We start from the raw sequence: 21,300 nt of genomic DNA, 5'->3' as shown, positions 1-21,300 counted from the left end.
TCCTCGAATTCGAGGCCGATTACCTCACTTACCGCTCAATTTCTTCTTTGACTTCAACAAAGCCTGCAAACCAATGATGGGGATAGCATCCGCCGCACTGTTTAAGCTCCCAATCATGAAAGAAATATGCATGTGTTAACTTTGACTCTATGTAATATTCATTCAGTTCAATAGACGCATAGCCTTTTCTCCTCCAGATGAGGGATGATAAATTTTTTCCGTATGTAGCTTTATCTCCCTGGCCTATGGCTCTTCGGGCCAAAGCTCACCCTCACTCGTAGCATCCAGTATAAGCATTCTTATTAGGGAATTTCGACACATAATAGTGAGTTTATCCGTTCGGAAAAAGATAATAACTTTTCTCTTCGCCAGGACTGCCGATTGGCTATCAACCAAGCAAATGCCCTGCAGCATGGTAACTCCCTTTTCATTTGGTCGGTCTATTACGGACAGCGCCCTTTGCACCTTCTTCACAGCCTTTCTTTTGCTGAAGTTTGAAGGATTTAATTTGATTGGCCTGCTTTAACCAATTCAGCTGCTTGTAATATTTCGCATACGACTGGCTATCAAATCGAAGGTCGTCCAGATGGTTTTAACGTTGTAGTACATGCTCATTCCTTACCTTTCAACTCCATTTTCAGTTGGTCTACATCCGCTCATTTTTGAGTTTCTCGAGCTTTCTTTCACAAACGGTTCCTATCCCCCCTTAGCGATGCTTTTCTTGCTCGTGAGTGGCCTGATACACCCCAGACAGATAATCGTTTTCGGTTGGTCCATAGCTTCCAAGGGATATCTCCCTTCTCAGTTCAGTTTGTGCCGCGTCCTTGTCTTCGTATCTCGCTTAGTAAGCAGCTGCCCTAAGGTTGCGGCTTTAAGTTTCATATGGAGCTGTGTTTTAGCGATAGCTACGTAGTAATAATTCGGCTTTCCGCAATCTATGCAGATTTTGGAGTACATATTCCAATATCAATTATAATCTCTACATTCATGTATCAAGAGGTCAATGCGGTGGCTTATTACTGTTCTTAGCTCGGCATTTAGGGCAACGTGTATCTGGCTTAACATTCTTGATATGCCATATTCACTTGATGAATCTAATCAACCTACGTCGGACAAACCTTCGAAGACTGAAAACAATCTTGCCCGGAATAAGGCTGAGTGGAATAAAAAACTTAAAAAATGAGATCAGGGGAAGCTGAAAGCATGGGTATTCTCTATGAAACACTTGTCGATGAATCATTATTAGAGCTATTCGAAGTTGTAATGTTGGAACTATCTGCTGCATTTTCTAATTCATCTAAATTTCTTTTTGTTGTTCCATTCTCTCCAAATGCCCATAAACCGTCCTATGGAAGATTTAACAAAGTGTTCACATTATTATCATCTGATGTATAAGTAGAGAGTTCGGCATATCCATTTAGGACCAGATCTGCGTTAAACATTTTTGATCTAATTTCAATTCTGAGCTTGCTTGAACCATTTGGAGTTAGGGGAATGGACCGGATTAAGGTGGATCAGATGATCTGGAAGCCCATGGTTATATAAAGATCACCCGAGCTACTAATGGGTATATCCTAACAACTCAAAAAAATACAACAAAGAGAGAGTGAACATTTTTGTCCCACTCTCTAACATAGATATTACATAGATAAATAATATTACTAATACTAAAGGAGATGCCTCTGTAGTTATCATTGCTGAAAGATTCATAGAGTTACGAACCATGCTAGAGAACGCACTACATATCCTTCAACTAAAGACTATGAAGTAATGGTCCGGATTGTCGCCAGTGGTATGCCGCTGCCACAAATAATCAAATTGCTTGAACAATGTTTTGAGAAATTCAGAGAGCGTCAGCCTGAGGGAGCAATTAAAGTCTTAGATTATTGTGAGAAATACATTACAGACCAATACAAATCTTTGGTGGCCAAAGATCTTGCCAAGGAAGCAACCAAGAATGTTAAGCCGGTTAAACACAATAATTATTATCAGTCAAAAGTGAGGAGTTCCAAGCCTATATGTACAGAAATGCTTCCAGATTGGTATATCCAAGGTGATTTTTAAGCATCATCTGCTTAATAGGGCTCGGGTCTTTCTCAGTTTCGACCAACAATCAACATCAAACCTAGTATGTGATCCTAGCGGACCAGACTGAGCTTGCTGTGATTTTAGCACAAAAGCAGAATCACAAACTTTCATGGACACTTCTGGACCAAGCGATCCGCATCGACTCGAGGGAAATGAAAATGAGGGTATCGCCTATGAAAGTTCATAAATGCCCTATTTTGGCTTTTCTTTTCAACAAAATAAAAACGTTTATTCTAGATAAAGAGTGATATAAGCGGCTAGTTACAGAAAAAGAGGAAACTCGCGGAAATACAGGATAAAATACATCAATCCTGCTTCTGGAAAACCGAAAGAAAAAAGGAAAGGTGGATTTAAAAGGAAAAAAATTGAAATATACATCAATCTTAATAACCAAACGACTTCAGGTAAAATTAAACTACCTGTCCCTGTTGAGTTTAAGGAACAGGTAGCACAATTGATGCTTTTTCGCTGTCTCATTTAAGAGGTCAGTTCATTTTGACTCATGGCCTCTTAAAAAAATAATCTATAACTGAGCGAATTCTTTCACCTGCTCCTCTGGATCAAACCCTACAGAACGGTTAACTTCTTTACCGTCTTTTATTAACACTAAAGTTGGAATACTTTGAACCCCAAACTGTTCAGCTAGACCTTTTGAATCATCAACATCTACGTAATAAAAATTAACGGAATCTAACTGTTCAGATACGCTAGAGACCACCGGCCTCAACTTTTTGCATCCTGGTCACCAGTCAGCCCCAAATTCAAGAACAATTGGTTTGTTTATCGAAGTAGCTAGCTCTTGGTACTCTTCTGCTGTAATCGTTTTTGCCATGTTTTAAACCTCCATCACTTCAATTTTGTTAATACAGTATAGTTTTGAACAATATCATTATCTTGATACATTTCATATCACATGAATTTTTTCATGACCTGACATTTCCTTTTTACTAACTTAACTACTCGTAATGGAACCCAACGATAGAATATAAACAGTGGTTACCAATCCCACTTCGATTCAATAATGTCTAGCTTTTTTAATATTAAGTTGATTACCGTGTTTTTTTCTGGCTTTAATTCGTAATTTGTGCATTCTGAATGCGCCTGATAGTTTAACTCGAAAGCTTTTTGCAGCGTTGCCTCTTCTAAGTAATTAGTCGGATTTGAACTTTCAAAACATGGAGGTGCGATGTATGTCTTATAGTTATGTTCCAGTATAATTCGCGTATCATTTGGGGGGTTCAGAGTTACGGGAAAATATAAAATAACGATGCCCACTATTAACACCAACCAAGCTATTATTGTAGATTTCCTCATGTTTCCACCTATTTTATCAATGATTTAATGTCTTTTATTATTTGATCATAAGGAACTTCTTGAGTTCCTGAGTAATCTTTTGCTACATTTCCTTCTTTATCAACCAAATAATAGCTTGTTCCATGTACTACCTGATTAGAATTTGGATCATCTTGTACAATTGTTTTAAAACTTTCAAGAGCTAAATCTTTTATTTCTTCCTGTTCATATCCAGTTAAAAAGTGCCAATTCTTAAAATCTACATTAAACTGAGTCGCATACTCTTTAAGTTTCTCTGGTGTATCTACCTTGGGATCTACACTAAAAGATACAAGTTCTACAATAATACCTTCGTTCTTTAACATTTGTTGCAGTTTTGCCATATTAAAGGTTAAAGTTGGACAAACTGTTTCACAATTCGTGAAAATAAAATCAGCAACCCAAACTTTACCTTTTAAGTCTTCAATGTTTAATGGCTGATTATCCTGGTTGATATAACTAAAATCTTTTACCTTCCATTGAACCCTGTTTTCAATTTCGTTTTCTGAACAGGCTGATAAAACAAGGATAGCTAAAATAGTTATAAATTTTTTTATAATTTTCCGGATCATTTCTTATCTTCTCTCCTTGTAATCTTAGAAATACAACAATTGACTTTATTGCAACTTCGAAAGGTTAAAAATATTCAAAAAGGTAGAAACCCTCACTAATGTGGAAATTCTACCTTTTTTAGAAGTTCATTTTTAGTAGCCACAAGTGTAATTGTTCTTTGTTTCTATGATAATTGCATAGTTGTAATACAAGTAGCCTCTCCTTGGGAAGTAGAGATTTCTGCATCCACCATTTTTCCGTTATGGGATATCGTTACATGGTAGGTTTTATCACTCGGCAGCCAAAAATCGATAAATCCATTCTCTTGAGATGTTAATGATTCGTCAACTACGACGTTGCCATCCATGTCTTCTATATATACTTCAAACTGTTCCTCAACCATTTCACCTTGACAACCTGGCCAGTTATGAACTGTACATTGATGGGTTTCATCGACGTATGGTGCAATAGAAACAAAAAATTCGTCATCAGGTAAGGCATAGGTTTTCTGACCTTCATCTCTATCGCTATCCTTCACGATGAGTTGTCGATCCGTGATCGAGGCTGTGTGGTTGCCTATCTTACCTAAACTGTACTCATGTACCAGTTCCTTAATATTTTCAGTTCCTTTTTCGTCTGGTGCACTACTATCGTTGTCTGACGAACATGCCGTCAATAGGGTAATGGCAACCAGTCCAATAATTACAAAGATTTTCGTTTTCATTTATAGTACCCACCTTGTACAGTTCTCTATGTCATTAATTATTCTTTTTATCATGTGTTTTTGACTTCAGGATTTCGTTCACGATATATATAGTTTTTATTCAAAATGTCATCTGTCATTTTGAATGGCATACGACACTTTCTTCTACCTATTAACCTATTAAAGGGGTAGCTTTTTTACATGCCAATTAGTGATAGGTAGTAATTAACCAGCCTTGTTTTCTATTTTATTTTTGCATGTGTTTCATCATTTTCATACAGTCTTTCATGCTCATACCTTTTGCTTTCTTTTTCATCATCTTCAAACAGTTCCCCCTACTTATTGCGGCACAATCATCTGCACTCACTATCATACAATCTTCTTTACTGGTCGTTCTGTGCTCCGTTGGACTAGCAGCAAGAGCTGTTCCGCCAAAAGACATCAATGCAATAATTGACATACAAGCAATAATCTTTTTCATCATTTCCTCTCCTCCATCATATTGTTATGCAGAAAGTAAAATGGCCATCTACTACATAATAGTAGTAGATGGCCGGAGTCCAGTCAATTACTTACTACATATTTGTAGTAAGTCACAATGAATTGGAGAGACTTTCCTTCACAAAAGTGACACACATCCTATAAAGTAAACTATGAAAAAAATATGAATGATAGATCTCATCCACTCTAATAGGGAAATTGGCGGACGTTTATATTTTCCTGTTAGAAGAACCTCTATCCTCGTATTCGTTTCTTGAATAGATTGATTTTGAAAGTGTACTGTTGCAAATGAAGATGAGGGTACATTTATCATTAATTTGTATAATGCTGATGCAACAGCTTTAATTCCTACCTTATGAATCGCAAAAGTATCTGCTTTTATTTCTTTTTCCATCATATATCTTTCATATAGCATTCGAGAGATTGGCAAGAATGAAAATACACGTGCTAAACTAAACAATATCGATAGTTTGAACGGATCTCTTTTTTGACAATGAAAATGCTCATGTTCCAATACGGCCTCTAATTCATCTGGCTGTAATAAGTTAATTAAACTAGTACTTACCAAAATTTTGGGATAAATGAATCCGTACGTAAAAGCTAATGGTTGATTAATATCTATGACTTGAATCGAGACAGAATATTTTTGTTGAAAGATCTCAATTACATTAGATTCGTAGCAGTTTGTTCTATAGAAATTTAATTTAGTAATAAACTTTTTTGTCTTTTTAGACAGAAATAAAAAGTGTAAAGCAAAACTTACAAAGAGAATCCCTAAAGTGATTAGGGTTAATACACGAATGTGATTATATTGAAGATTACAACATTCCAACATCCAATACATATAACTAGACACTGCTTGAAAATGTAAAACAATACCAAAACCTATAAATGAAGTAATGACACCAACCAACCATAAAACGTACATATTCAAAGTTTGAAATAATCGAGACATTATTTTTCATCCTGCTCTAGCTTTTGGATTAGTTCCTTCAGTTTATTAAGTTGATCAGGGTTATGACCTACAGCATCGACAAACTGTGTAATTGCAATATCTCCGTAATGATGAAGGAGATGTTCCACTTGATCGGAGGAATTTTGTTGAATGAGTTCATTGGGACTGTAATTAGGCTTATATACGTATCCTTTCCCCAACTTACTACGTGTGAGAATTCCCTTTTTATATAATCGATTCATGATTGTCATAATAGTAGTATAGGCATAATTATTTTGGGTATTTATTTCTGATAAGACATTTTGAACTGTTCCTTCTTTTATAGACCAGATCACTTTCATTACTTCAATTTCCAGCGGTCCTAGAATTTTTAATAATGCTTTTTTTTCATAGTTACTCATTTTTCTCATCCTACTTTCGGAATACCTTATATGATTTCAGTATAAAAGAAATAAAAAAATATGTGAATGTATACTCGATTTATTTAGGGGCCACCGTACCGAAAGAAGAGAATTACACGATAATGAGCAAATACCTGCTTTCAAAGGATTTTTAAATTTGACTTGTCAGGTTCCTTAATGAATGTGACAAGTTAAAAGATTGTTTTAATGTTAAATCTGCGTAATTTGAGGGACTCATACCATATATTTTGGTCGTGTTTTATAGAGACAAAGTATAAACGTGCTGCTTTTGCTTCCCACTGAGCTGTATTGGAAATATGTCTAAACTTGTATTTTTCTTTGATTGATAAGGCCTATATGCCAGATAACTGGTCATAACCTTATGAGCCAAGATAACCTTCGTATTCCAACTACCGATTCATCACCGTACAATTCAATCTTATTAGCATCATTGCGATCCATCAATCATAAGTTATTAAACCGTTGAAACACATGAACCACCATGAGCAGCAGATTATAGAGAAATGAATTAATAATATACTGTTCTCAATACGATGAAGGATTAAAAGAAATAAGAACCCACGACAAATGTTAAATATAGCCTTAAGTTATCCTTACCCATGAATTTAACTGTATTCTCTTTATACAATAACCAAATATTCCGATCAATACTACTTCCGTTCTTTTAATCATTTCAATGTATATTTCATCACTGGATTAATAATTCGCTTTGGATGAAAGTATAACAAAAACAAAAGCTAATCAAAAAGATAAGATTATAGCTAATTTTTTGTAGGAGGATGTTACAATAAAAATAAACTGAGCTTAAGGAGGGTTTGCATGGATTATAAACTTGACCATATTGGAATTGCCGTACGTAATTTAGATGAAAGTATACTGTTTTATGAAAACGTATTGCAGGGTACTCTTCTGGATCGATACAGAAGCGATTTAAAAGGGGTAGAGAGTGAAATCGCGATTATGGAGGTAAGCGGAAATCGAATTGAATTGCTTGCTCCAACAAATAATACCACTTCCCCGATTGCACGATTTATTAAACAGAAAGGAAAAGGTGTTCATCATATTGCTTACGATGTCAAGGATCTCGATGAAGCGTTGAAAGAACTAGAAAGTAAAGGGGTTCGAACATTGAAGGATACTTTAAGGATAAACAATCACGGTAGAAGATTAATATACTTAAATCCAGTTGACACAGATGGTACGATTATTGAGTATTGTGATTATCCGGAACAAAACTAATAATAATTGAAAATACCTTCAGAATTTAGTTTAGCAAGTTCTTTGAAACGTTAGCTGTCAACCCTGTTTTTTTCAGCCTCTTAAAATGTAGTATCTTTTAATATCCTATTCCCTTTATTTGTTAGTCTATTAACCAATTTTCCAATTTTGCATTTTATGCTTTAGTTTCAATTCTATTAGATAGTCACCTTGTTTATTATCATCTTAGTAACACGAAATTCTTCATTATAAGAAGTCATCGTCCAGCCATTTATGGTATAGGTTTTAATGGTTAATTACCACCTATTCCAGTATCAATTAAATAGGTTGCGTTTTCATGATTTATATGGAATGGCTTCGGTAAGATACATCAATTCCATACACGGCATTAATTGGGATATCTTCAGGAAAATGAGGATTTACAACGCTTAGTCCATTTTCAAGACGATTACCCTGCTTTTAACAACGTTAAGACAGTTTTAGTGGTCTTAGAGAATTTAACGCTACCATTTTTTCCGAATTAAAACGGTACTCTCCTAGTAATTGTTATGCTCCCAGCCTAAAGGAGACATATGATGCAACAAATATTCATTAAAATTACCTAAACCTTTTTGGTATTCAACTGCTTTTGTAAGATGTAGAGTATTCTATACATTAATGGCATTGATAATTATGTTTAAAGCACTTAACCGAAAAAAGACTGCCTATGCAATAAAAAAGCTAATCGATTAATGACGATTAGCTTTTTTTTTCTTACTGATTGGCTTTCTTTACCCAATCAGCGATGGTTACTGTACGTTTCGCTTGATGTTTTACAGCTGCTTGAACATCTTCAATCATTTTTCCATCCTGGCCAACTGTAACACTTGTTCCATATGGATTACCACCTGCTCCAAAAATAACCGAATCAGTATAGCCAGGTGTGGCAATAATTGCTCCCCAATGCATCATGGAAGTATATAGGGATAAAAGTGTGGCTTCCTGTCCACCGTGTGGGTTCTGGGCAGATGTCATGGCACTTACGACTTTATTGACAGTCTTACCAGTCGCCCACAACCCGCCTTGAATATCAAGGAATTGCTTCATTTGTGAAGGCATATTCCCAAATCGGGTTGGAACGCTAAAGATAATTGCGTCTGCCCATTCAATATCGTCTCCAGTTGCGACTGGAACGTCCTTCATTGCTTCTACAGTTGATTTCCATACATCATTTTTCTCGATGATAGATGCTGGAGCTAATTCTTCTACTTTTAGAATTTTCACCTCAGCACCCGCTTCTTTTGCTCCTTCTTCAGCCCACTGTGCCAATTGATAGTTTGTTCCACCCATGCTGTAAAAAATGATTGCTAATTTAACATTTGACATTGCTTTTATCTCCTTTATAGATGAATTTCCAAATAACTTGGATAGAAAACCCATTTTCATAAACCCCATTTCCTTAATTTAAATAAACAGTTCGCCTCTCTTTTGACTCACTTTTAAAAACTTATTGGTCATGTATACGAATTTACTTCCATTGATTGAACGAAATAGCGGTGGCTAAAATGGTAGTTTTTCATATTTCACATTGGAATTTAACTAAACTTGATAAAAAATATTAATTTAACGTTAAGCGTAATATAAAAGCTCCTAGCTCTGCTTATAAATGATTAACTTACTCCTTCATTAATATTCTTATTATAATGAAAAACGAATATTTCCTATACCACTCCTCAGTAGTCTCGACCCCTGAAGAAGTAAGTTAATTACACCTATTCTCCCAATGAAGCTCTGTATAAGCGTTGGCCTTTCCCAACACGGAGTGTGATTCTTTCTATTCCATTGGTGAACAAACTGGATCATTAACCAGCAGCAATAAACACATACCTTCTAGGCAAATCTATTCCTCTCAGTATTACTTTAAACCTCGTCTTCAATTGTTTTGATCGATTTTTCCACTATATACTGATACCCATAAATAATTATTGCTAATGACACACATATAAAATACCAAATAGTATGATTCATCTTTTTAAATTTAAAAACTCCAACTTTTTCCCATATTTCAGCAAAGGGATAAGCATTTATGGCATCTATTACCATATTTGCAATTAAATATTTGGGAAAATTTCCGTATGTTAGTTTAAAAACCCATAATGTGGCTACAAAATACGGACCTAAAATATATGTAAAATCCACATAACCAGGGGATAAAGGGCTTTTATTTACCCACCATTTTTTCTTATTTGCAATTAGACCAAACAAACTTAAAAATAAATTAACAAAACTTGCTACAGGTAAAAACCTTAAAAATGATTTTTTCCCCATGAAGGGAACAGTTAGCCAAGGAACGATTAACATTGCTAAACCGAAAGCCATTTTTTTATCCATATGAATCAACTTCCTTTTGAATATGTTTTTTATAAAATTCCTCAAAGTTAATCTTATTATACTTAGACCTTCCTCCTTCAATAGTTAAAAATAAAAATGGCTTTTTGCTCTTGTTTTCTTATCTTGTCATATTAATTAGCTGCCAGTAAGTCCTTTATTCTTGGAGATTTATCACTTGAATCGATACCTTTGGACCATCATAGAAAAATCAATATAATCCACTAAGCAACCTATTACAGTTGCGAATAAAACGTATAGATCCTCCACCATTGGCAATAATATTGGCAAGAGCAAGGCTAATAACTATTGTGTCCTTTCAATACAATATTAAGATTAGTTCCTTGCTCGATAATACATACAAACAAATAATGAAAAGTATTTAAAAAATGGTATTTGTTCCTTTCCATGCGAACGGACCTAGGATGATCAGACGAAAGAGCGGAAGGAATTGATGAGAAGGCAAGTTTTAAAATTACTTTTAAGTTGTGACAGTGATTATTTAAGTGGGATATTGTTGTTAAGGTTAGTAAAAAGATGAAAAGTGCTTCTTTGAAGCAACTATTGCTTTTTTCTTCACGGAATGAGTAGAAAAGGGAGTAATTATTAAAGAATTCTGCAGTTAAACCATATTATAAATTCCCAAATATACCGGGAACTTATATAAAGACATTTGAAATGTATATAAGGTCAGTAGAATTATAGTTGTGCCCTTCAAACCCATATTTGAAGGGCCATTTTTTATTCACGGATCCGACACAAAGACTTTTCTCATGATTAGCTAAATTTACCAATAGAAAAAAACTATCCATTGAGAAGGGCTATTGTATGATAAAATGTGCTGTTATTAACGGGCTTTAAGGTACACTTTTCTTTTTATAATGAATTTAATAATACTAAATAATTTTAAAAGGTATAAGAAAGAGTTGATCACGTGAACATTTATTCATCTAATTTCACGAACATTAGAAAAAAAAAATATAATAATCTTAGCAATATAAATAATGTTTGTACACCATTATCCTTTCCAAAAGGATGCCCTGTTATTTATCCAGGAGAAAACCACCAACCTATTACACCTAAGATATTAAAGGTGGAAAACCTTCAATATGTTACTTATTCTAATGGCAAAAAAAGAATTTATACTAATAGTGACCGGGTTGTGGGATATAGTACATCCGATATTCTTAATCCAAACAATTTTTCGTATGTGAATTTATATATTAACGCGATGATGCAACCTACCCCCCTTTATCAAGTGAAAAAGGGTTTACTAGTATTGAAATCAATAGATATTCCCCCCGAGGGTACGCCTATTATCCTTCAGTTTATAAAAATATATGGACTATAAATTAATCAAATGAAATTGAAAAGAGCCCCAAATCCTGAGCTCTTTCCAATACATAAGTGTTAAGTTGAAACTGTTGTATTTGCTGTTGGTGAAAAGTTAACTACCTCTAATACAACTGATGTACTTTGCAGTATTGGATCTCCACCAGCAGGTAAAGAGAAAACAAGTGATCCAACACCAGTAGCACCAGGTGTATAGGTTGAATTTCCTTCCATTTGTAAGACACCGTTTATATAAACATTAAAATAACTGTTATTAGTTGCTAAAGCAGGAAGTTCAGTAGCAGCATTCCCATCGTCTTGAAAAAAAGATGCGGCATCAATGGTCAATGATGTCCCTGCTGCCGTCTCACTAGTAGTAACAAAAAAGAATTTTTCTGGAGTTGGATCCGTATTTATTGTCGTAGATGCAGCAACCACTATTTTCATTAGTTGTAAAGCCAATGATATCACCCCCTTTCTAAAAAGTTGGTTATATCATCACTTTATGATTTGTGAATGTTCTTGGAGTGGACAAACCCATTAACAATATTAAATATTTATTTAACTCTCAGTAATTGTCCCACATAAATAGTGTAGTTATTATCCAGGTTGTTCCAATCCCTAATCTGCTGAATGATGCTACCGTAAGTTCAGCTTAAAGAATATACTGTATCGCCGGACACAACGGAGTGGTAGACAGCTGTGTTCTTCTTAGGCAACTTAAAACTTTTTGCAATCCCATTTACATGTCCACGAGCTAATTTCTCAATGTAGGTGCTTAATTTTAGCTTCGCTGCATCATTATTATTATCAATAAATCCATTTTCAGTTAAAACAGCTGGGAAGTTTGTTTCCCTAAGAATGTGAAAGTTAGTCTGTTTTTTACCCCGATCCTTAAAATCAGCCAGTTTCAATATCTCTGAGTGAATGTTATTTTGATAGCTGGTTGTAGGAAATCCGACTCCTGGATAAACATAATCTTCATAACCTGTTCCACCACCTGCATTAATGTGGATCGATAGAAAAAAATTAGCTCCCCATTCATTAGCTGCACTAGTACGCTCTGACAAGGAAACAGTTTGATCCCCTGTACGGCTCATTCGGATTGAAACGTTATCATAATTATGGTTCAGAATATCTTTAATACGGTTTGCGATTTGAAGTGTTAAATTCTTTTCCTGTAAACCATTACCCTGAGCTCCTGGATCGATTCCGCCGTGCCCTGGGTCAAGAACTAACCTTAACATGGGTAATCACCTCGCTTGTGATACTGTCCTTCATATATACATGAAAAACACCCTTTTCAATTCATAAAATATGTCGCCCAATAGGGTAGCTTATCCTTTCATTAATCTTTAAGCTTGCTTTTTCTTTATCTGGGTCTTTTCACTAACATGAGTGTTTTTCCATATAGGCCAGCCGTTAACAGTAATGGAAATAATCAGAAATATAATTAGCAATACTAGCAGTAAAAGATATTACATCAAATTAAATACAGCCTTGGGTCAATAAAGAAATATATTTTCGGTTGTTCCTACATTTTTAACTTCCTCCTTTAAATGCTGTAAAGAAAACCCCTATAAATCCACCAATTATTCCTGTGCAAACAGCAACAATAATCGCTTGAGTAATTGTCCTCTTAATCCAGGTTGTATTTTCGTCAATTTTATTTAGCTTTTCATTTATCGAAATAATTTGTTGATCCTGTCTAGTCGTAATTTTTTCAAGGTTATTCACCCGATTCTCAATATTATTAAGACTCCCTTTTATCTCTGCAATTTCTTTGTCGTAAATACTTTCATTCAAGAAAACCACCCTCCATAAAAGGATAAATGTGCCCAGCTAGATGGACTTTAGTGGCCAACTTTATACTCTTCTCCACATTAAGCACTCTATAAGGTAGTAAATGAAAAAAAACTGTATCAAGTCACGGCAACTATCTCTACTTAGCATTAATAGCTCTTCTACATTGTGTTTTATATTTAAATTACATTTATTACTGATGTAGTTCATTACGAACTTGTCACAAACACATCGAAAACTAAACATCTATAACCTTTTGAGTTGCATATTACCGAAGGTACGGGAGGAAAAAATCGAGGCAATAAAACTAGGAAAATTCAACGAAAAATGGGTTTTTTTGAGTGCGCACGTTTTTCACATACAGAAAATATTTTTGCTTTGAAGCAATATTTGACTTTGAACTCTAACAAGAAATCGATCCTTGATATAACGTTGCTCCTAGACATGGGTTAATTATCTTATCTGACGAACAGAAAAGAAAATGAAGAGTTGCACAATGAGAAGGGGCCTGGTTCCATTCGGGAAAAGATGAAAAGATAGGCATCAAAATGAGTAATTATAGAACAGTGGGAATGGAATTAATATTGGTATATTGATCACTCGAAAAATGTTTTTCTTTTTATCTTGGTATAACAGCTTATACTACATCTAAGCTACTAAAACCATGGGATTAGATTCTTTACAAGTAGTCAAAATATGCGCTACCCCTCTATAATTCCATTTTCAAATCTCATTAAACATATATAGCTCTTCTGATCTTCCTATTTTGGTTCCAATCAACATTACAGTATACAACTCTGTAAAATGCACCTGAACTATGATGTGGTACAGGTATATCAATATTATCTATAAGATCCTTATGAATAGTTATGTGTTCTCTTTTATTGAGTAGGTTAACTGTACTAATTATTATTAAGAGATTATTATCTTTAAAATTTCGATATTTTGATGATAAACGTTCATATTTGATAAAAGAAACATATATATTATAAAAAATACAAAAGTATTAAAGAAACATATTAAATAACCACTTTAAGAGTTTATTCTCTTTCCCCTTCTCCCCCAAGGATTTATTAAGATTCCGTAGACAAAACCATTCAAATAACTAAGAACTTAACAATTGTGAATTAAATAGATTAACAATTTAACAACTTGCTATATCAACTGTATACATATACACAGGATATTTTTAAAATTATTAAGTATTCCACAGGTTAATATTCGATATAAAGTTTGAAATAAAAAAAGAGGTACCCATTTTAGATACCTCTTTTTTTGGCAGATTTTAAGAATAAAGAAGATAATTGAAACACGAAAAGCCTTGTAACAACTTAAATTTTTTACAAGGCTGATTAAATATCAAATTTTGCAAAGTCCGGAATTTCCCCAGTTAGTTGATATTGTTCCACTTTAGCATCGTGAATTAATTCATATGGGATTTTCTTAAATAAAGTTTTCAAATCCTTTCGGAAGGCTTTTCTGAAAAAGGCTCCCAGGGAATGAATTCTAAAGGTTGATTTAAGTACACATTGTTCAGTTATGTAGGAACCAATACTATCTATGCAGCTAAGAAAGTATCGCTTAATTGAATTTTCAAGATTAAAGGACTCATTATTTTTAATATATTTTACTTTATCATATACCTCCTGCTTAAAAGAAAGCATGATGTCAAATTGGTCCCGAGACCTGTATTTTATCTTATGACCATCAAGAAAATATATTAATTCATGGGAAAGCATTGCGATGAGATGATCAACCTTAAATTCATTGCTGCTTTGTTCTTTAACACAATCCTCTTTTAATGTAATCCATACCTTTTTAACCCAAATCTGATTGCCCCGGAACTGTAAGCCCTCAAATTTAACATTAAATAAAGGTTCCAGTAAAGCTAAAATCTCCCTGACCTTCTTCGCATTTTTATTTAATTGCTTCTTTAAAGTTGACATGTTTCGGGATTGTTTAAGCATTTTCAAGTCAATGTCTTCTCTTTTGGACATGGCGGTACGGAACTGGTTAAATAAAGACAGCATTAACTCAATTGCTTCGGGGTTTGCTGTCCTAACCAGTTCAGCGAGTATATTTGTTTCAAAAAGAGAATGAGGAATTAGAAGGTAATTTAGCTTACCTTCTTCCACTCCGGGGTTATTGTATTTTTCAATATCTTTTAACACTAAGACAGAGATTCCATTTTGGATCTCCTCTTTAACAAAGTGATATTTCTCTAAATATAATTTCCCTGAATACAAAGAAGAATAAGGAATCTGGAGTTTTTTGGCCCAGTAAGAAAGGTTGAACTCTTTTAGAATACCTCTTTGGTTTTTCTCTAAGTCCAACTGCTTGAGCATAGTTAGGTAGACCACATAAGCGGATGCTGGGGGCCGTTCAAACGTCTGGTCTCGCAACAAATGAAATTCTTTTAGAATAGATTGGTGCATTCTGAAACCGTCAATCTTCACTCTTTTCATGCTCAAGCTCCTTTCTAATTTATGTTTTGATTATCAGATATTTAAATAAAGGCCAGGTACAAGAGAATTTAGTCCTGAATGCATATTAATCTCAAGAAATGAAAAAATAGCTTTTCTAAAGACAGTTCTATTAATCTCTTATTGTTGAAATAAGTATAACTCAATCGAAATTTGGAAAATGTTCCTCTCTAGAGAAAATGCACCACAAATAAAAGTGGATTAAACACTGGTATAATAAGCTTTTGGAAAAAGTTATTAATTTTTTCTTATACGATTACCGCTAGATTATGCACCAATAGATATAAAATGCACCATTTAAAATATATGAAGAACTATTAATAAACCTTTGATAAATGTGGATTTATCTCTAATGTAAAGGAGTATTTTTAAACGGGTTCCGCTATAATATCTTTGAATTGGTGCATTTTAAGGTATGCAGCAATCGCAGTAATTGATTTTCAGTATTTGCACTTCCATTTGGATTTGTTTAAATTAATAAGCAACTTTCTTTTAAAATCAATGTTTTTAATCCACGCAGGTTCCGCTATATGTCCATTAAATGGTGCATTTTTAGTGGTGCGTTTTATTTTTATTTCTATACAAGTTCCGCTATAAATTCATATAGCCAGCTGATAACCCCTACAACCTCCGCAGAGAAAAAGAGATATAATATCTATTAAACCCTTGTTTTATAAGGGTTTATATAAGTTAGTTATATCAAAAGTGGTGCATTTCTTTTGAAAAGTGGTGCATTTTGATTTGGTGTGTCGGGTAAAATGGTGCATTTCTCGATTTTTTTATTTATTTTGGTGCATTTTGATATTATTAAGAGGACAAATTCACCCCTTTTTCTAAGGAGGTTAGAAAAATGAAATATGAAGACATACCAGAACATTTAATCCTAAATTATGAAGCTCTGAAAATTGTTCTTTTTGAGGAAGTTAAATCACTCTTTATGGATCGCCCTCATGTTTTGTCAAAGTGGAGCAGCTTAGCGTATCAAATGACAAAAGAAGAAATATTAAATCAAAAGCCCACAGATGATATGCGTTCTTTTGGAGTGTTAATCTCCCTTTTTACTGAAGCATTTTTTCACCAGAAACCAATTACTAAGGAAATGATCAAAGATGTTGTCTCCTCATCTGGTGACACGATAAAAGCATTTATAACAGGTCATTTGCACCAGGAGTTTCCTGAAGTCGAAGTGAAATATAGTTTTAACGACAATAAAATTGAAGAAGCGCTAGAGAAGGACTATATCCTTTCCAGCACGAATATGGATTTTCATCTAATGAGAGATATGGTTACGAAGAAGAATGATTTCAAAGAAGGCGAAGCAGGTTATCTAGCGACTGAAATTATAGACAATCGAGGTAACGTTAAAGGGGTTGCTGAGCTGCGGCCGCATGAATTACAAACTGAATTAACGATAGAGCAGCAAGTATGGCTAGAAACCTTGGGTGAAACGCTTAACTCGTTAGATGACTTGACCGCGGATTTATTTGATTTGATATCATATTTATGGCTTACACAGCCAAAGTCGAGTGATGGATACATAGAGTTTCATAGTAATGATGCTTTGCGACTCAGAAATATTAAAAAGAGAAGTTTTGCTGGTAAAGAATTTGATTACCGGGAAGAAGATCGTTTTAACATTATGCGAAGAGTAGCGGCACTATCAAGTATTTGGGTATCCTTAGGTGATCAGACTATTAAGATTGTAAATACGGAAGGCCTTCAAGATAGCGAACTGTATAAATTTAAAGATTTTCAGAAGATGTTTGAAATAGGAAAAATACGTATAGCCTATGATAAGAACACTGGAGAAGCAAAAGGAATATATGCTGTCCAGGTGCGTCCTACTTCTATTCTAACTCCTTATCTGGAAGGGCCTAAAAAGACTCTTGGTATATTAGATTTAAAGGTCTTTAAATACAGCCATACCAGCCAAAGAGCTCATAAACGGCTGACAAGGTATTTAAACCTCCAATGGAGGATCAGGACGGTTAGGAACACGCTTGGGCAGCCATTTAAGGTAGGAACTCTTTTAAAAGAAATGGACTTCTCCTCCCGTTATACTGGAGTTGCACTGAGGGATAAATTTGAAAACACTTTGGATGATCTCCAGGATGATGGTGTTATAAAAAAATGGATGTATTTAGATGAATTAGACGAAGAAATGGTAGGAAAACGAAACTGGGTTAAAGAATACTGGAGTAAGTTAAATGTACATATTTTGCCGGCTGATTATATTGTAAAGGAAAACAGAAAGATTCTTTCTTCGAAACCAGTGACAAACAAAAGATTAATCGAAACATCCATAGCTCAAAGTGCAGCAGATATTGAATTAGTACCAAGCGGACATTCTATGGCTATACAAAGCGCAATAGATCCACAAGAGCCGATTGCTTTAACTCCTGAAAAAATGAAGGAAGCTTTGGAGTTTTTAAATATTAGTATCCGGCAAGCATCTGAGGAAATAGGCATTGCTCACACTACCCTATCGCGCTATATAAAAAGGGAAAATAAAAGGCAGAATAAGAAAAACGATGAGAAAATGTTGAATTGGCTGAAGCAAAAGCTTAATTAAACCTAAAAAGGATGAACCCGTTGGAAATTGTGACTGAAACAATATTGAACATTGAAGGTAACAGGGGGTTAAGAAGAGGTACTTTTCATGTCCTTGATCGTGAGTTTAAGAAAAATCCTACTTTTACAGCGGCAGTAACAGCATATGAATGGATACAGTCTCAAATAAGGGAAAGTGGCTTTAGACAAACTGTAATTGAAAAAGTGACATGGAATGAAAATAACGATATTACAGAAGACGTAAAGCAAATTAGACCAATAATAAAAGATGACTTACCATTTTAAAAAGGCCAAACTCATAGAAGAGTTTGGCCTTTTTCTTCAGTGGAACTAAAATAAGAATAGACTAAAGAGGAAAATGTTCCTTCTTTCATATATTTTCCACAAAGTTTAGATGCTTACTCTCCAACCATACCATCATTGTCATTATCTCGCATATACGGGTATAACCAATGATCGCTCATTATTGGCATACTGTAACCTGCATCTTTTGCTTCTTGAATAGTTACCTGGCCGTTGCCATTTGTATCGACACTAGAAATATCACCTTTTTTGTTTGAGCTAATTGAATTTGAAGGTTTGCTACCTGTTAAACCATGCGATTCGTTTACTTTATCAGGGTTGACATTGTCGAATTTATCAACAATCTTATTCCCTTTTAAAGTATAGGTATACTGATAATGTGAAGGAATCTGCGTTTCCGTATTAGGATATGTGATTAATGCTTCAAAGTCAGTAGCTCCACCCGCTTTACGAATTGCGTCTTCCATATAAGCTTGGTCACCGTGACGGTTGAGTGTGCTTTCTTGTGGAGTAATATTGTAAGCATTCGATACCCCACCCATAGAATCTGCGATAATGTGTCCTTCGTCCATATCGTCTCTTTCAACACCTGGGACTTTTGCCTCGTCAGAGTAGTATCTGCCAGACGATAATACAGGTTCTGTACTGTCATCTTGTAGAATAATTTCATCGGCAATGACACGCACTAGTTGTCCGTGTTCATTTGTAAACGCCCAATATTTACGATCTTCAAAGCCAATATCAACAACTATGTTAGGTTGACGATATCCAGATAAATCTCCACCATCAATTTCAATCAATTTGTATCCTGGGAACCGTTCATTATTTTGTTGGGCTGGAGCTTCCTTTTCTACTGGTTCATCAACAATTGTAGTAGTTTCTTCTTTCTCAGTTTCAGCTTTATTGCTATTTTCGGTTGTATGAACTGTGGTTACTTGCGAATCTGTTTTTTCTTCTGTAACAGATACATCTTCAGTGTTCGTACATCCAACCAAAAAGATAATCGCAAAAAGTAAGGTTAAATAGTTTTTCATTCTTTGTACCCCTTATAATAACTTTAATCACATTTAAGTGTATTTTATCATAATGTTTATCTCTGATTTATTTTATATTTACATACATACGAAAGGAAATTAAGCAATCGAAGATTTTTTTATTCTACTAAATAAGAAAAGAGCTGGTTTATCAGCTCTTGATATTGAAGAAAAGCCCCCGTTTGTTTAAGTACATTTCTTCACAATCTCTCCTATATTGCAAGGTGTTTAATTTAATTTATCTAGTAAAATTTCTTTATGTCGATTAGACAAATTAACCAGTTGAAATTCATCTCTGTTTATTTGGTTTTTTATAATGTTTTGTTCGTTCCAAGCCAAATCATAAAGCGACCTATCAATAATACCCATTTTATATGCCTCTTCAAGTTCTTCAGCATCTTTTTCAATTAATTCACCTGAAGGTAACAAGACAATATCCAAAAATAAATCATCCATCCAAGGGATATTATTTTCAATTGAGTTTTTATAACAGATATCGATATACCATTGAACTATTTCTCCATTTGCATTAAACATCGTTGTTACCGTATGGTTTTTCTCTAGAGGAAATTGTTGCAACCACATATAGCCATCATCAACAATGCACACATTACTTTCCCCGTAACTAACTGATAAAGGTTCGTTTACTTTAATTGTATTTAATAAAGTTATATACCCTTTAAATTCATTAGTATCAAGATATGCCTGTGCATATTTTCTTTCTATGACTCGTTGCCATTCCGAACGGTTTCCAAACTTCCTTTTAAGCATACCAATCCCCCTCAACTTTTTCCTAATTATACCATCCTTTAATTTTATTTGATTTCTAAATTACACAAAACTGCTCTGTTAGTAAAAAAGCGTCTCTACTTAATGTAGGAACGCCTCCGTTAATAATCAAAAGTATAAATATTCTTAGTTTGTCATTAACCATTTAACAGCATCATTTATATCTTCAGCTATATAATCGGGCTTAACTTCAGCCCAATGACCATAAAACTCACTGTTTAAGTATTTATTATATGCTTCAGTTCCTGAACCTGTTTTCACTAATATTTTTATACAGCCAGCCTCATCAGCTGCAACCATATCTGTCCATCTATCCCCAATAACTACACACTCTTCTAATTTTAAATTATTTTCCTCGGCTGCTTTAATCAGCATACCAGTAGAAGGTTTTCTACAATTACATCCTTCATTATGTTGATGTGGACATATGTAAACTTTATTAAATCCAAATTCAAAAAGTTCTTTTTCAAAGGTCTCTACTGTAGCTTCTCCTTTTGATATACCTGGCTGGTTAGTAAAAGAGAAGATTAATTTCCCCGAGTCTTTTAAATGCTGTATTGAATCTGGAACATTGGGAAACAATTCAAACTCTCCAGGATAAATAACCTTATCACTCCCCCCGATAGTTCCATCTCTATCTATGAAAACAGCTTGAATGTTCATAACTTACTCCTCCCGAACTCACTATTTATTTATAAAAAATATTCTGTAATGCTCAAATGAATTCCTGTATTTTGGGAACTTCATATTAAACTCCCTCAGTTTAATACGGTTTACTCACGAATGCTCGCTTATTCGCAGGATTTCATCCTCCATGGATATATATTTCTAAATTGAAAAGAGTAGA

21 protein-coding genes and 2 pseudogenes are annotated in these 21,300 nt (G+C 34.3%); 5 read left to right on the top strand and 18 right to left on the bottom strand.

Features of this window, described 5'->3' with window-relative positions; translation table 11 throughout:
* Window positions 1-28: 28 nt before the first annotated feature.
* Window positions 29-262, bottom strand: a complete 234-nt coding sequence (locus DFO72_RS27240; protein ID WP_113885679.1) for a hypothetical protein — start codon at window positions 260-262, stop codon at window positions 29-31.
* A gap of 165 nt (window positions 263-427) precedes the next feature.
* A complete protein-coding gene (locus tag DFO72_RS27235) occupies window positions 428-586 on the bottom strand; it encodes a DUF1064 domain-containing protein (RefSeq protein ID WP_113885691.1) in 159 nt (52 codons plus the stop codon).
* Between the two features lie 1,184 nt (window positions 587-1,770).
* On the opposite strand from DFO72_RS27235, the gene DFO72_RS27225 reads away from it, so the two are divergent.
* Window positions 1,771-2,064: a hypothetical protein gene (locus DFO72_RS27225; protein WP_113885682.1), complete on the top strand. Its 294-nt coding sequence runs from the start codon at window positions 1,771-1,773 to the stop codon at window positions 2,062-2,064.
* A gap of 547 nt (window positions 2,065-2,611) precedes the next feature.
* Here DFO72_RS27225 and DFO72_RS27220 read toward each other — a convergent pair.
* The 6 genes from DFO72_RS27220 to DFO72_RS27190 form a co-directional block, all read right to left on the bottom strand.
* Entirely contained in the window at window positions 2,612-2,815 is a 204-nt protein-coding gene (locus DFO72_RS27220; protein ID WP_208326900.1) for a thioredoxin family protein, read from the bottom strand.
* Window positions 2,816-3,410: 595 nt separating this feature from the next.
* The gene (locus DFO72_RS27210) at window positions 3,411-3,992 is read right to left on the bottom strand and encodes an SCO family protein (protein ID WP_113885686.1); all 582 of its coding nucleotides are present in this window, start codon (window positions 3,990-3,992) and stop codon (window positions 3,411-3,413) included.
* A 164-nt stretch (window positions 3,993-4,156) separates the two neighbouring features.
* On the bottom strand, window positions 4,157-4,696 hold the full coding sequence (locus DFO72_RS27205; RefSeq protein ID WP_113885687.1) for a CueP family metal-binding protein: 540 nt from the start codon (window positions 4,694-4,696) through the stop codon (window positions 4,157-4,159).
* A 226-nt stretch (window positions 4,697-4,922) separates the two neighbouring features.
* Window positions 4,923-5,159: a hypothetical protein gene (locus DFO72_RS27200; RefSeq protein ID WP_243856289.1), complete on the bottom strand. Its 237-nt coding sequence runs from the start codon at window positions 5,157-5,159 to the stop codon at window positions 4,923-4,925.
* A 135-nt stretch (window positions 5,160-5,294) separates the two neighbouring features.
* A complete protein-coding gene (locus DFO72_RS27195; protein ID WP_113885688.1) occupies window positions 5,295-6,131 on the bottom strand; it encodes a M56 family metallopeptidase in 837 nt (278 codons plus the stop codon).
* Entirely contained in the window at window positions 6,131-6,532 is a 402-nt protein-coding gene (locus tag DFO72_RS27190) for a BlaI/MecI/CopY family transcriptional regulator (protein ID WP_113885689.1), read from the bottom strand. The genes DFO72_RS27195 and DFO72_RS27190 overlap by 1 nt, the downstream gene beginning before the upstream one ends.
* A gap of 840 nt (window positions 6,533-7,372) precedes the next feature.
* Here DFO72_RS27190 and DFO72_RS27185 point away from each other — a divergent pair.
* Window positions 7,373-7,792 carry a VOC family protein gene (locus DFO72_RS27185; RefSeq protein WP_113885690.1) on the top strand — a complete coding sequence of 140 codons (420 nt, stop codon included), beginning with the start codon at window positions 7,373-7,375 and terminating at the stop codon, window positions 7,790-7,792.
* Window positions 7,793-8,239: 447 nt separating this feature from the next.
* Here DFO72_RS27185 and DFO72_RS30200 read toward each other — a convergent pair.
* The 3 genes and pseudogenes from DFO72_RS30200 to DFO72_RS27170 form a co-directional block, all read right to left on the bottom strand.
* Window positions 8,240-8,463 (bottom strand): annotated as a pseudogene (locus tag DFO72_RS30200) (Tn3 family transposase); the annotation flags it as partial.
* Window positions 8,464-8,524: 61 nt separating this feature from the next.
* Window positions 8,525-9,136, bottom strand: a complete 612-nt coding sequence (wrbA, locus tag DFO72_RS27175; protein ID WP_134177301.1) for an NAD(P)H:quinone oxidoreductase — start codon at window positions 9,134-9,136, stop codon at window positions 8,525-8,527.
* Window positions 9,137-9,670: 534 nt separating this feature from the next.
* Entirely contained in the window at window positions 9,671-10,141 is a 471-nt protein-coding gene (locus DFO72_RS27170) for a hypothetical protein (protein WP_113885769.1), read from the bottom strand.
* A 931-nt stretch (window positions 10,142-11,072) separates the two neighbouring features.
* Between DFO72_RS27170 and DFO72_RS27165 the strand changes: the two genes are divergently transcribed.
* Window positions 11,073-11,489: a DUF4183 domain-containing protein gene (locus tag DFO72_RS27165; protein WP_243856288.1), complete on the top strand. Its 417-nt coding sequence runs from the start codon at window positions 11,073-11,075 to the stop codon at window positions 11,487-11,489.
* 59 nt (window positions 11,490-11,548) lie between these two features.
* On the opposite strand, the gene DFO72_RS27160 is transcribed toward DFO72_RS27165, so the two are convergent.
* The 4 genes and pseudogenes from DFO72_RS27160 to DFO72_RS27140 all read right to left on the bottom strand — a co-directional run bounded on the left by DFO72_RS27160 (window position 11,549) and on the right by DFO72_RS27140 (window position 15,738).
* Window positions 11,549-11,932: a DUF4183 domain-containing protein gene (locus DFO72_RS27160; RefSeq protein ID WP_113885768.1), complete on the bottom strand. Its 384-nt coding sequence runs from the start codon at window positions 11,930-11,932 to the stop codon at window positions 11,549-11,551.
* A gap of 95 nt (window positions 11,933-12,027) precedes the next feature.
* Window positions 12,028-12,717, bottom strand: a pseudogene (locus DFO72_RS27150) (N-acetylmuramoyl-L-alanine amidase).
* A gap of 295 nt (window positions 12,718-13,012) precedes the next feature.
* Window positions 13,013-13,285: a hemolysin XhlA family protein gene (locus DFO72_RS27145; RefSeq protein ID WP_395858218.1), complete on the bottom strand. Its 273-nt coding sequence runs from the start codon at window positions 13,283-13,285 to the stop codon at window positions 13,013-13,015.
* Between the two features lie 1,340 nt (window positions 13,286-14,625).
* Window positions 14,626-15,738 (bottom strand): hypothetical protein, encoded by a 1,113-nt coding sequence (locus tag DFO72_RS27140; RefSeq protein ID WP_113885765.1) that lies wholly within the window; start codon window positions 15,736-15,738, stop codon window positions 14,626-14,628.
* A gap of 868 nt (window positions 15,739-16,606) precedes the next feature.
* On the opposite strand from DFO72_RS27140, the gene DFO72_RS27135 reads away from it, so the two are divergent.
* Together DFO72_RS27135 and DFO72_RS27130 are read left to right on the top strand one after the other, a co-directional pair.
* Window positions 16,607-18,328 (top strand): helix-turn-helix domain-containing protein, encoded by a 1,722-nt coding sequence (locus DFO72_RS27135; protein WP_113885764.1) that lies wholly within the window; start codon window positions 16,607-16,609, stop codon window positions 18,326-18,328.
* 29 nt (window positions 18,329-18,357) lie between these two features.
* Window positions 18,358-18,612, top strand: a complete 255-nt coding sequence (locus DFO72_RS27130) for a hypothetical protein (protein ID WP_243856291.1) — start codon at window positions 18,358-18,360, stop codon at window positions 18,610-18,612.
* A gap of 113 nt (window positions 18,613-18,725) precedes the next feature.
* Here DFO72_RS27130 and DFO72_RS27125 read toward each other — a convergent pair whose 3' ends face one another.
* The 3 genes from DFO72_RS27125 to DFO72_RS27115 all read right to left on the bottom strand — a co-directional run bounded on the left by DFO72_RS27125 (window position 18,726) and on the right by DFO72_RS27115 (window position 21,116).
* Window positions 18,726-19,664, bottom strand: a complete 939-nt coding sequence (locus tag DFO72_RS27125) for a DNA/RNA non-specific endonuclease (protein ID WP_113885762.1) — start codon at window positions 19,662-19,664, stop codon at window positions 18,726-18,728.
* Window positions 19,665-19,892: 228 nt separating this feature from the next.
* Window positions 19,893-20,435 carry a DUF402 domain-containing protein gene (locus DFO72_RS27120; protein WP_113885761.1) on the bottom strand — a complete coding sequence of 181 codons (543 nt, stop codon included), beginning with the start codon at window positions 20,433-20,435 and terminating at the stop codon, window positions 19,893-19,895.
* A 144-nt stretch (window positions 20,436-20,579) separates the two neighbouring features.
* A complete protein-coding gene (locus DFO72_RS27115; RefSeq protein ID WP_113885760.1) occupies window positions 20,580-21,116 on the bottom strand; it encodes an HAD-IIIA family hydrolase in 537 nt (178 codons plus the stop codon).
* Between the last annotated feature and the right edge of the window lie 184 nt (window positions 21,117-21,300).

The organism is Cytobacillus oceanisediminis (genome assembly GCF_004366035.1).
GTDB lineage: Bacteria > Bacillota > Bacilli > Bacillales > Cytobacillaceae > Cytobacillus > Cytobacillus oceanisediminis_C.
Note: the sequence above shows the minus strand (reverse complement) of the source record. Positions and strands in the feature narration are given on the sequence as shown.